Genomic DNA, 12,495 nt, shown 5'->3' with positions numbered 1-12,495 from the left:
CATTGTTAAGGGTTTTTAATATGGATAAATTAGATTACAATAATGATCCTCAGAAAAAAGGAGATGGTTTTTTCGATTTTATTTCAGGTCTAACAGTTGACACTCAAAACGGTCGAATCATTTTTACAACCAAAGAACCATTTGGAGAACTTCTTTTTGATAAATTAAAAAACACTGCTTCTTTAGAAGATTATGCAGATGTAAATACATATAATGCAAATCAGAAAAAATATGTTTTCTCAAGCTTGTATCGCAAAACGCAAACACAAGCCATGCAAGAAAGTGATAAAAACAAATTCCAGCTTAAAGGGAAATACAAATCTAGTGGAGGAGAAGGAATTTCTCTTGGTGCTACAAATGTGCCTCGTGGTTCGGTAGTGGTTACCGCCGGCGGAAGAGTTTTACAAGAAGGAATCGATTATAGTGTCAATTATCAGGCGGGACGTGTGCAGATTCTAGATCCATCATTACAAGCTTCTGGCACACCTATTAGTGTTTCGGTCGAAAATAATGCAGTTTTTGGTCAGCAAACCAGAAGATTTATGGGAATTAATGTAGAACATAAATTTTCTGATAAATTTCAAATTGGTGCCACATACTTAAAAATGACCGAAAGACCATTTACTCAAAAAACAAATTATGGTCAAGAATCTATAAACAATACCATTTTTGGAGCTAATGGAAATTATTCAACCGAAATTCCATTTTTTACCAGATTAGTTAATAAATTACCTAATTTAGATACCGACGTTCCTTCTAATTTATCTTTCAGAGGAGAAGTTGCTTTCTTAAAACCTGGAACCCCAAAAACAGACCAGTTTGAGGGGGAAGCAACAGTGTATGTTGATGATTTTGAAGGTTCGCAATCTGCAATAGATATGAAGTCGCCCTTTGCTTGGAGTTTGTCTAGTTCGCCAGTTGGGTTTGGTGGAGAAATAGCAGAAAACAATTTAACATACAATGACAAACGTGCAAAAATGTCTTGGTATTCTATTGATCCCACTTTTTATACCGCACAACGACCAGCAGGAATAAATGATAATGATATTTCTCGAAATGATACCAGAAGGATTCTTAGTTCAGAATTGTATCCAAATACTGATATTGCAGTTGGAGAAACCACCGTTGTTTCTACATTAGATATGACTTATTATCCTACGGAACGAGGACCATACAATTTTAACGCATCAGCATCAGGAAATATTTTACCAACACCACAAAATAATTTTGGTGGAATTATGCGTTCTATTTCTTCTACAAATTTCGAGCAAGCAAATGTAGAATATATCCAGTTTTGGATGTTAGATCCTTATACAGGAACTGGAAGTGCAAATCCTGTTAATGAAGGAGAATTAACATTTAATCTAGGTGAAATTTCAGAAGATGTTTTGAAAGATGGGCGAAAATTGTACGAAAACGGATTGCCAGCTGGTGGAGCCAACTCAAATGTAATTGAAACAAACTGGGGTAAAGTTCCCGCATCACAATCCTTAATTTATGCCTTCGATACAAACGAGGCTAATAGAAGTCAACAAGATGTTGGTCTCAATGGATTGTCAGATGCTGAAGAAAATACAAAATACCCAACCTTTGCAGGTACAGATCCAGCACAAGACAATTACCAATATTTTCTAAGCGCTTCGGGTTCAATTGTCGATAGATATAAAAATTATAACGGAGCAGAAGGCAATTCACCTGTAAATGTTTCGGATACTAATAGAGGTTCTACAACAACACCCGATGTAGAAGATATTAATAGAGATAATACCATGAACACGATTGATGCGTATTATAAATTTACAGTAAAAATAAAACCAAATATCCAAGTTGGAGATCCTTACGTTGTTGACTCAAGAACAACAGAAGTAACACTTCCAAACGGAAACGTGACAGATGCAAGATGGATACAGTTTAAAATTCCAATTCTAGAAGCAACAGCAACAAATATAGAAGGTGGAATTTCTGATTTTAGGTCTATTCGTTTTATGCGTATGTTTATGTCAGGATTTACAGATAAAGTTACTGTTCGTTTGGGTGCTTTAGATTTGGTCCGTGGCGAATGGAGAAGATATAATAATACGCTTCAAGCGAGTGATTTAGATCCAACTGACGATCCAACTGGTTTTGATGTGACTGCTATAAATGTCGAAGAAAACAGCAATAGATTACCTATAAGATATGTATCTCCTCCAAATGTAGAGCGTGAACAATTGTACAATAATAATTCGGTAATTAAACAAAATGAGCAATCACTTTCGTTAAAAGTTTACGACAAAACACTTCCAAAAAACGGAACTGAAGGATTGGAAGCAGGAGATTCTAGAGCAGTTTTCAAAAATGTAGATGTCGATATGCGTCAGTACAAAAAACTAAAAATGTTCTTGCATGCCGAATCTTTAAGGATGCCATCAGCTGAATTTCCTGTCGGAGAAGGTAATCCTGTTCAAGATAATAAAATGGTAGCTTTTATTCGTTTTGGTAATGATTTTACAAATAATTTCTATCAAATAGAAATGCCTTTAAAGATTACTTCACAAACTGCAACTTCAGCAACCGATATTTGGCCAGCTGAAAACGAGATCGATTTGCAAACGGCGTTGTTAACACAACTTAAAATTTTAAACTTAAAAGGGACCCAGCCTCTTGATACAAATGGTATTTTCTATCAAGATGCAACAGCATTAGACCCTTCTGCAAAGGCAGGAATGAGACTGGGTATCAAAGGGAATCCAAATTTTGGATATGTAAGAACCATAATGGTGGGTGTCAAAAATCCAAGTTCAACCGATTATGTTCGTGGCGAAGTTTGGTTTAACGAACTTCGACTAGCTGATGTAGATAACAAAGGAGGCATGGCGGCAGTATCAAGTTTAGATGCCAATCTTGCCGATTTTATGACGCTTTCTGCAACAGGGAGAATGAATACCATTGGTTTTGGTTCGTTAGAACAAAGTCCGAACGAACGTAGTCGTGAAGATACTAAGCAATATGACATTGTTACTAATATAAATTTAGGAAAATTATTGCCTAAAAAATGGGGTGTAAATTTACCGTTTAATTATGCTGTTGGCGAAGAAATAATTACCCCGCAATATGACCCGTTTAACCAGGATATTAAGCTAAAACAATTGCTAGATGTGACTACTGACCCTATAGATAAAGCAGAATATAAAAATAGAGCTATCGATTTTACAAAAAGAAAAAGCATCAACTTTATTGGGGTAAGAAAAGACCGTGGAGCAGAACAAAAACAACATTTTTACGATCCAGAAAATCTAACCGTTTCTTACTCATTTAACGAAACTGAACACCATGATTTTGAAATAGAAGGATTGTTAGACCAACAAGTAAGGACCTCTGCCGATTATGCTTACACGTTTCAACCAAAAGCGATAGAGCCATTCAAAAAAACAAAATTTTTGAAGAAAAGTAGTTATTGGAAAATGTTAAGTGATTTTAATTTTAATTATTTGCCTACAAGTGTCAACTTTAGTTCTACTATTTTACGACAATATAACAAACAACAATATAGACAAATTGAAGTGCAAGGAATCGAACTTTCTCCATTGTTCAAACGCAATAATATGTTTAATTATAACTATGGATTTAATTACAATTTGACCAAAAGTTTGAGATTCAATTACACAGCAACCACAGCAAACTTGGTTAGAAATTATTTTGATGCAAACAATGATCCTATCGACGATTTTACTATTTGGAATGATTATTGGAATATTGGAGAACCAAACCAACATTCGCAACAACTAACGGCCAACTACGAATTGCCAATAAACAAAATTCCAGCTTTAGCATTTATAAAATCAGATTATACTTATATCGGAGATTCTTCTTGGCAAAGAGCTACATTGGCTTTGCAGTCATTCAAAGCTAGTGATGGTAATACATACGATTTAGGAAATACAATCCAAAATGCAAGTTCACACAAATTGAATACAGCGTTCAATATGGATACTTTCTATAAATACATTGGATTTAAAAAAAGAGGAGCAAAAAAAGAAACACCAAAAGCAGTAGTTACACCTCCTTCTGCTCCGAAACCAGGAGAAAAAGTAGTTGCAAAGCCAAAGGTTAAAGAAATAAAACCTAACGTTTTTGTAGACGGATTAATAGGATTGGCTACAAGTATCAAAAATATTCAAATAAATTATACCGAAACTAGCGGAACAATGCTTCCAGGTTATTTGCCGTCTGTAGGATTCTTGGGTTCATCTAAACCAACATTAGGATTCGTATTCGGATTGCAAGATGATGTACGTTTTGAAGCGGCTAAAAACGGATGGCTCACAAATTATAGTGAGTTTAATCAGAATTTTACACAAGTAAAAACTAAGCATCTAACAGCAAATGCAAATATTGAGTTATTTCCGGATTTAAAAATAGATTTAATTGCCGACAGAACTCATGCCGATAATTTTTCAGAACAGTTTGATGCAGTTGGAGGTGTTTATAACTCGCATTCGCCTTATAACTCTGGAAATTTCTCTATCTCGACAGTCTTAATAAAAACTGCATTTTCTGCAAGTGACGAAACAACATCGGCAGCATTTGATAATTTCAGAGAAAACCGATTGGTTGTAGCCGATAGATTGGCTGCAATTTCTTACGGAACATCGCAATTCCCTAGAGTTACGGATGTTAATAATCCGAACTTTGGTTATCCAGTAGGTTTCGGAAAAAACAATCAAGCTGTTTTATTACCATCGTTCTTGGCGGCTTATTCAGGAAGTGATGCTTCTGGAGTGTCATTGGGAGCATTTAAGAATATTCCAATTCCTAATTGGACTGTGAAATATACGGGTCTTATGAGATACAAATTCTTTAAAGATAAGTTCAAAAGATTTTCATTACAACACGCATATAAAGCAGCTTACACTATAAATTCGTACCGTTCTAATTTCAAATATACAGACCCTGCATCTACAGATACTGGTGGAAATTTTGAAAATAAAAACATTATTGGTAACGTAAATCTAACTGAACAATTTAGTCCATTGGTTAGATTGGATTTCGAAATGAAAAGCTCTATAAAAATTCTTGCCGAAATGAAAAAAGACCGAACCATGTCATTAAGTTTTGATAATAATTTACTTACCGAATTAAAAGGTGTCGAATATGTTGTTGGGCTAGGATATCGTATAAAAGATGTAAGAATAAAATCGAGATTGGCAGACAATGCAACGGGAGAAATAAAAAGTGATGTAAATATAAGAAGCGATGTGTCTTTTAGAAATAACAAAACAATAGTTAGAAATTTAGATTATAATAACAACCAATTAGCAGGAGGACAAAACATTGTTTCAGCAAAATTGACCGCCGATTATTCTTTTAGCAAAAACCTAACAACACTTTTCTTTTTCGATTATTCGTTCTCGAAAGCGGTTATTTCAACATCATTTCCATTAACAGCAATTCGTGCCGGATTTACAATTAGATATAACTTTGGAAATTAATTATTAAAAAAATAAGATTATTACGGTAATAATTTTACTTTTGTTTCAAATTAAAATTAAACAACAAAATGAACATACCAGCTAACTTAAAGTACACAAAAGATCACGAATGGATAAGCATTGATGGAGACATCGCTACAATAGGAATTACCGACTTTGCTCAAAAAGAATTGGGAGACATTGTATATGTTGAAGTAGAAACATTAGATCAAACTTTAGCGCAAGATGAGGTTTTTGGAACAGTGGAAGCTGTAAAAACAGTATCAGACTTATTCTTACCGCTTTCTGGCGAAATTATCGAATTTAACGAAGAACTTGAAGTAACTCCAGAAGTTGTAAATGTAGATCCTTACGGAAAAGCTTGGATGATTAAGGTGAGAATTTCTAACCCATCTGAAATCGAAAACCTACTTTCTAGTGATGACTATAAAACACTTATTGGCGCCTAATAAAAACGCTATTTGGATTGCTCTTTTTTGGACATTTTTGATACTTTACTTAAGTTTAAAAACATCGGTAAATGTCCCGAAAATTAATTTTCAAAATGCAGATAAAGTAGTTCATTTTACGTTCTATTTTGGTTTTGTTATTTTGTGGTATCGGTATTTAGTATTTAAAAACAGTGTATTACTAAACAATAAAATCGTTCTAGTGCTTATTTCGATAGGTTTAGGAATAGCCATCGAGTTTGCCCAAAAAAGTATGACAACTACTCGACAAGCTGATTTTTGGGACGTTGTTGCAAATAGTGCAGGAACTTTAGTAGGGATTTTTGTAGCAACAAAATTCTTTAAAGAAAATAAAAAAATCGGAAGTATTCGATAAATAAATATTATGAGAAAAACATCCCATTTCGGTGGGATTTTTCTATTTTTATACCTTTAATTTGTTAATTCATTATTATGAATATCAAGCAATACATAGATTCTACTTACTTAAAAACAGCATTGCAAGCCAATTTGTCTGAAATTGAAAACACAAAAGTGGTCGAAAATTTCATTCATGAAGCGATTAGCGAGGAATTTAAGTTGATTATGATTCGCCCTGACAAAGTACAATTGGCTAAAGAAATGATTGAAAAAGCCAATTCGAAAGTGCTTATAGGAACCGTTATCGATTTTCCTGAAGGAAATTCTAATTTAGATAAAAAATTAGAAGAAGCACAAGAAGCGATAAACAATCATGCAGATGAACTTGATTTTGTTATCAACTATGAAGCTTTCAAAAGAGGAGAAACAGCATTAATAAAGCAAGAAATTATTGCTTGCACACAATTGGGATTGTCACACAAAAAAGCAGTCAAATTTATTATTGAAGTTGCAGCGCTAACAGATCGTCAAATTATTCAGATTTCGGTATTAATAAAAAATACTATTATAGCCAATTTTAAAGAAGAGAATTTTGCACATATATTTGTAAAATCATCGACAGGTTTTTATAAAACAGAAGATAATTTGCCAAACGGAGCCACGATTCCTACCATTATTTTAATGTTAGAAAACTCAAATCCACTTCCTGTAAAAGCAGCTGGTGGCGTAAGAACGCTGGAGGAAGCTTTGGCAATGATTAGATTGGGTGTAAAAAGAATAGGAACATCGGCAGCGAAAACCATTGCAGATGGAAATGTTGCTACAGGAAATTATTAAAAAATATACAATGAAAAAATACCTTTTACTAATTACAGTTTTTTTCTTAGGGCAAAATTCATTTTCGCAAGTGAGTAATCAAGAAAAATTTCCAGTTTTTCCGGCATGCGAAAACACAATGAATCATGAATTAGAAACTTGTTTTAACAATCAGTTACAAGATTTTGTTTATAAGAATTTCCAATTGACGGAGGTTGCAAAACAAAATAATTTCAAAGGAAAAATCATCACGTTATTTGAAGTAGATAGTACAGGAACATTCAAAGTTTTGTATGTTGATGCAATAGATTCGGAACTAATAACTGAAACAAAAAGGGTTTTTTCGGCTTTGCCGAAAATTACTCCACCAACTTATAACGGAAAACCAACCTATGCAAAATATACAATTACAATAGCAATTCCGTTGCAAAGTGCGGCCGAAATTGCACAAGAAAAATTATTACAAGAAAACAAAAATGCAAATTCGCCTTCAATTATAGCAAACAAAGAAAACCCAGAATTTGAATCTGTAAAATTAAATTATAAAGAATTTAAAAATCCACAATTCAAAAGCCATCTTAATATTCCTTTCTCGCATAATTTATACACCAATTTTGATGGCGAAATGAATCAAGTTGGTACTAATAATCATACGGCATCAAAACCATATACCTATTCTGAAGTTGCAAAATACCATAATTTTGACGAAGCTTATAATGCAATCAAAATTAAGAAAGAAGGTTGGTGGGGACGAAAATTATTTAACGAAAACTTAGTTGCCATACAAGGGGAAGATTATTGGTTTACACTAAATCCTATTTTCGATTTACGAATGGGAAAAAGTAATCCAAGCACCGAAGATTATACTTATGTAAATACTCGTGGAATTCAAATTCAAGGAGGATTAGGCGAACAATTAGACTTTACGACAACCATTTACGAAAGTCAAGGTGTTTTTGCCGATTATTATAACAGATACGCAAATTCTATTCAGCCATCTGGCGGAAATCCAGCTATTATTCCAGGAATTGGTATTGCAAAAGATTTTAAAACTACAAAATATGATTTCCCTTCTGCCGATGCGAATATTACTTACACACCAAGTAAACATTTGAATTTACAATTGGGTTACAGCCGAAATTTTATAGGGGATGGTTACCGCTCTTTGCTGGAAGGCGATGGTGCGAGTCCGTATCCGTTTGTTAAAATAAATACTACTTTTTGGAAAATAAAATACACTAATACTTACATGTGGCTCAAAGATGTTCGAAAAGATGTAACACTAGACAGAACCTATGCTACAAAATATATGGCAAACCATTATTTGAGCTGGAATGCTTCAAAGAGATTAAATATTGGATTTTTCGAATCGGTAATTTGGACAAACGACAACAATCGTGGTTTTGATCTTAATTTTGTGAATCCAATTATTTTTTATCGTTCGGTCGAATTTTCTTCGTCTGCCAGAAGCGGAAATGCAGTTTTAGGGATTACGTCTAAGTATAAATGGAATAATAATATTAATTTATACGGACAATTCTTGCTCGACGAATTCTCGCTTGGCGACATGAAATCTGGCGAAAAAAGTTGGAAAAATAAATATGGTTATCAGTTGGGAGCGAAATATTTTAATGCTTTTGGGATGAAAAATTTATACCTGCAAGCAGAATATAACCATGTGCGTCCTTATGTTTATGCGCATAGTAACGCCATTACAAATTACGGTCACAACAACCAAAGCATGGGGCATAATTGGGGATCTAACTTTAAAGAGTTAACAGGAATTGCACGTTTTCATAAAAACAGATTGTTTGCCGATGCAAAAATAAGCGTAGGAATTCGTGGTTTCGATTTTGATACGGTTACCGATCCAAAGAATTATGGTTCTAATATTTACAAAGATTACGACGATTCAAGAGCTTATGAAAAAGGTGTTGCTATAGGACAGGGAAATAAAACCAATGTTTTTATTGCTGATGTTCAGGTGGGATATTTGCTAAACCCAAGTACAAACCTAAAGCTTTTTGGTAATGTAATCTACAGAAACTTTAGTCCACAAGAAAATACAACTACAATATTTAAAGAAAGTACTACTTGGCTTTCGATAGGATTGCGTGCTGATGTGTTTAATTGGTATTTGGATTATTAAAGTATCAATTACGAATTACGTTTAAAATATATAGCGTATGTCAGAATGTAAAATATTCTGTAAACAATCAATATCAAGCGTAATTCGTAATTTTTAATTCGTAATTAATCCCTATCTTTGCAAAGTTTTAAAAAATAAATATTTCTGCTTTGAGCACAATAAATACATTTTCTTCCATAAAATCTATTTTCAATGATTTCAAAGAAATTACCAAAGCTGGTTTGGCAATCAGTGTGGTTTTCTCATCATTGGCTGGGTATTTACTAGGGATTCATGAGTTTAATTCGTCGAGTGTATACGTTCTTATCATGCTTGCCATTGGTGGATATTGTATGGTTGGTGCCTCAAACGCTTACAATCAAATTATCGAAAAAGATTTAGATGCTTTGATGGACAGAACTAAAAATCGTCCTATTCCTGCGGGAAGAATGTCAGTAAATACCGCTTTTATAATCGCAACAGTTTTAACCATTATAGGATTAACAATTTTGTATCTGATAAATCCTAAAACAGCAATGTTTGGAGCGATTTCAATATTTTTATACACTTGTGTATATACACCACTAAAAACAGTAACTTCATTGTCGGTTTTTGTGGGAGCTTTTCCAGGAGCAATTCCGTTTATGTTGGGTTGGGTTGCTGCTACAAACGATTTTGGTATCGAAGCTGGAACTTTGTTTTTAATTCAATTTTTTTGGCAATTTCCTCATTTTTGGGCAATAGGCTGGTTTTTATTTGAAGATTACAAAAAAGGCGGATTTTATATGTTGCCAACAGGAAAAAGAGACAAAGGAACTGCAATGCAGATTATTTTATACACACTTTGGTTAACAGCAGCTTCGGTTTTGCCAAGTTTTGGTTACACAGGGAGATTATATTTAACGACTGTTTCGGCTGTAATTGTTGGTTTATTAGGTTTGTGGATGCTTTTTTATGCAATCAAATTATACAAAAACAAAACCGATAAATCTGCGAAAACATTAATGTTAGTAAGTGTTGCCTACATATCACTGATACAAGTGGTATATATATCAGATAAATTTTTACGATAATAATTATGGAAGTAATGACTATTAAAGAGCATAACGAAAGAAAAGCAAGATCATACAAATTATTGTTGCTTTTCGCTATGATTAGTATGTTTATGATGTTTGCGGGATTAACGAGTGCCTACTTGGTAAGTTCTTCCCGAAAAGATTGGATACACACTATGGTTTTGCCATCAGCATTTACAATAAGTACTATTCTTATAATTTTGAGTAGTATTACGATGCATTTTGCAAAAAATGCAATACAAAGAGATGACAGAAAAAACACAACATTATTCCTTTTAGGAACATTAGTTTTAGGAATTGCGTTTATTTTCTTTCAATTTAATGGGTTTAGTCAAGTAGTCGAAATGGGTTATTTTTTTACAGGTAGCGAGAGTACGGTTACGTCTTCTTTCTTGTATGTTTTAACTATTTTGCACCTTGCACATCTCGTTGCAGGATTAATTTCTCTATTAATTATAATTTATAATCATTTTAAACAAAAATACAATTCAACTCAAAGCACTGGTATAGAGCTTGGTGCGATGTTTTGGCATTTTTTAGATATTCTTTGGGTATATTTGTTTTTATTTTTATATTTCGTAAAATAATAAAATATTGTAAATTTGACAACTTTATAAATACAATTCTATGGCAACGACAGTTACTACTAGTGCTGAAGGCAAAACTTGGGGAGGCGGAAAAGAGCCAATGGGCATAAGCTACGGAAAAATGATGATGTGGTTTTTCATTGTTTCCGATGCGCTAACATTCTCAGGATTCTTGGCAGCATATGGTTTTTCAAGATTTAAATTTATCGAAACTTGGCCTTTGGCCGATGAGGTTTTTACTCACTTTCCTTTTATGCATGGTGTTTCAGCACCTATGTATTATGTGGCATTTATGACATTTGTACTGATTTTTTCATCGGTAACAATGGTTCTGGCAGTAGATGCTGGTCATCAAATGAAAAAAGAAAAAGTAATTATTTATATGTTTCTAACCATTATAGGTGGTTTTATATTCGTAGGTTCACAAGCATGGGAGTGGAAAAACTTTATAAAAGGAGAATATGGTGCTGTTGAAACTAAAGGCGGTTCGATATTACAATTTATAGATAAAGATGGCAAAAGAGTTGCGCTTAGCGAATTCGCTGCCGATATTCCTAGCGAAAGAGTAGCTGATACTAAAAGCAAAGGAATTTGGTTTTTTGGAGACGAAACTTTGCCAACTTATTCAGTAGAAGAAGTTGTGGAAGGATTTAAATCGCATTCAGATGTATTAATTCGTACCGAAGTTATCGATCCAAAAACAAAGAAAAAAATTACTTTAACTCGTGAAGAATCTCTAAAAAGAATAGAAGGAACACAATATGTAGTTGAAGGGGCAAACTTAATTCGTAACGAATACGGACAAAAATTATTTGCTGATTTCTTCTTCTTTATTACTGGATTTCACGGTTTTCACGTATTTTCTGGGGTAATGATTAATGTTTTAATCTTCTTCAATATACTTTTAGGAACTTACGATAAGAGAAAAAGTTATGAAATGGTTGAAAAAGTGGGGTTATATTGGCACTTTGTCGATTTAGTTTGGGTGTTTGTATTTACATTCTTCTACTTAGTTTAATTTTAATAATAGAAAACATATTGTTATGTCACACGAACACGAATCAAACGTAGGAAGAATCTGGAAAGTTTTCGGATTATTATCAATAATTACAATAGTTGAGGTTATTTTAGGAATTGTTAAGCCCGAAGTTTTACAATTTAATACTTTTTTAAGTATGGGATTGTTAAACTGGATTTTTATTATCTTAACTGTATATAAAGCATACTGGATTATGTGGGCTTTTATGCACCTTGAGGGAGAAGCTGCTTCTTTACGTTGGGCAGTTGTAGGAACATTAGTGTTCTTAGTTATTTACTTAGTATTTATTTTGCTGGTTGAAGCTGATTATATATTCGAGATTTTTAAAAATTCTACCATAAAATGGAATTTTTAAAACATATTAATTCAAAAAAAAAGCTCCTATTACAGGAGCTTTTTTTATTTTTGTACTCAATAAATTATATTTTCCCTCATGAGAAATAAATTAGTCCTCATTGTCCTGCTAATACTTCCAGTATTAATTTATTTAGTATTCGCAACTGCAACACACAACTCCTTGTTTTTGCCAACTATTTCTAGAAATAATAAAGAATTACCAAAATGGGAAA

General features: G+C 33.2%; 9 protein-coding genes. All 9 read left to right on the top strand.

Annotation, left to right across the window (positions count from 1 at the left end):
- Positions 1-5,471: cell surface protein SprA (gene sprA / locus ACH2BP_RS07335; RefSeq protein WP_395058461.1), on the top strand; the 5,471-nt coding region annotated here is incomplete at its 5' end.
- A gap of 68 nt (positions 5,472-5,539) precedes the next feature.
- Positions 5,540-5,920: a glycine cleavage system protein GcvH gene (gene gcvH, locus ACH2BP_RS07330; protein ID WP_395058459.1), complete on the top strand. Its 381-nt coding sequence runs from the start codon at positions 5,540-5,542 to the stop codon at positions 5,918-5,920.
- Positions 5,892-6,296 carry a VanZ family protein gene (locus ACH2BP_RS07325; protein WP_395058457.1) on the top strand — a complete coding sequence of 135 codons (405 nt, stop codon included), beginning with the start codon at positions 5,892-5,894 and terminating at the stop codon, positions 6,294-6,296. Before gcvH ends, ACH2BP_RS07325 begins: the two co-directional genes overlap by 29 nt.
- Before the next feature lie 77 nt (positions 6,297-6,373).
- Positions 6,374-7,117, top strand: a complete 744-nt coding sequence (gene deoC, locus ACH2BP_RS07320; protein WP_395058455.1) for a deoxyribose-phosphate aldolase — start codon at positions 6,374-6,376, stop codon at positions 7,115-7,117.
- A 10-nt stretch (positions 7,118-7,127) separates the two neighbouring features.
- Positions 7,128-9,245: a gliding motility protein RemB gene (locus ACH2BP_RS07315; protein ID WP_395058453.1), complete on the top strand. Its 2,118-nt coding sequence runs from the start codon at positions 7,128-7,130 to the stop codon at positions 9,243-9,245.
- Between the two features lie 149 nt (positions 9,246-9,394).
- Entirely contained in the window at positions 9,395-10,297 is a 903-nt protein-coding gene (cyoE, locus tag ACH2BP_RS07310; protein WP_395058451.1) for a heme o synthase, read from the top strand.
- 5 nt (positions 10,298-10,302) lie between these two features.
- Positions 10,303-10,887: a heme-copper oxidase subunit III gene (locus ACH2BP_RS07305; protein ID WP_395058449.1), complete on the top strand. Its 585-nt coding sequence runs from the start codon at positions 10,303-10,305 to the stop codon at positions 10,885-10,887.
- Between the two features lie 40 nt (positions 10,888-10,927).
- Complete coding sequence (locus tag ACH2BP_RS07300; protein WP_395058447.1) at positions 10,928-11,905, top strand: cytochrome c oxidase subunit 3; 978 nt, start codon at positions 10,928-10,930, stop codon at positions 11,903-11,905.
- Between the two features lie 25 nt (positions 11,906-11,930).
- Entirely contained in the window at positions 11,931-12,281 is a 351-nt protein-coding gene (locus tag ACH2BP_RS07295) for a cytochrome C oxidase subunit IV family protein (protein ID WP_395058445.1), read from the top strand.
- Positions 12,282-12,495 lie beyond the last annotated feature (214 nt).

It is taken from the genome of Flavobacterium sp. (assembly GCF_043756175.1).
In the GTDB taxonomy this organism is placed as follows: Bacteria; Bacteroidota; Bacteroidia; order Flavobacteriales; family Flavobacteriaceae; genus Flavobacterium.
This window is presented reverse-complemented; position numbering and strand designations above follow the sequence as displayed.

Excerpts from the sequence above, each read along its gene's own strand:
- gcvH (WP_395058459.1), top strand. The coding sequence starts at position 5,540 with ATGAACATACCAGCTAACTTAAAGTACACAAAAGATCACGAATGGATA.
- ACH2BP_RS07325 (WP_395058457.1), top strand. The coding sequence starts at position 5,892 with ATGACTATAAAACACTTATTGGCGCCTAATAAAAACGCTATTTGGATT.
- deoC (WP_395058455.1), top strand. The coding sequence starts at position 6,374 with ATGAATATCAAGCAATACATAGATTCTACTTACTTAAAAACAGCATTG.
- ACH2BP_RS07315 (WP_395058453.1), top strand. The coding sequence starts at position 7,128 with ATGAAAAAATACCTTTTACTAATTACAGTTTTTTTCTTAGGGCAAAAT.
- ACH2BP_RS07305 (WP_395058449.1), top strand. The coding sequence starts at position 10,303 with ATGGAAGTAATGACTATTAAAGAGCATAACGAAAGAAAAGCAAGATCA.
- ACH2BP_RS07300 (WP_395058447.1), top strand. The coding sequence starts at position 10,928 with ATGGCAACGACAGTTACTACTAGTGCTGAAGGCAAAACTTGGGGAGGC.
- ACH2BP_RS07295 (WP_395058445.1), top strand. The coding sequence starts at position 11,931 with ATGTCACACGAACACGAATCAAACGTAGGAAGAATCTGGAAAGTTTTC.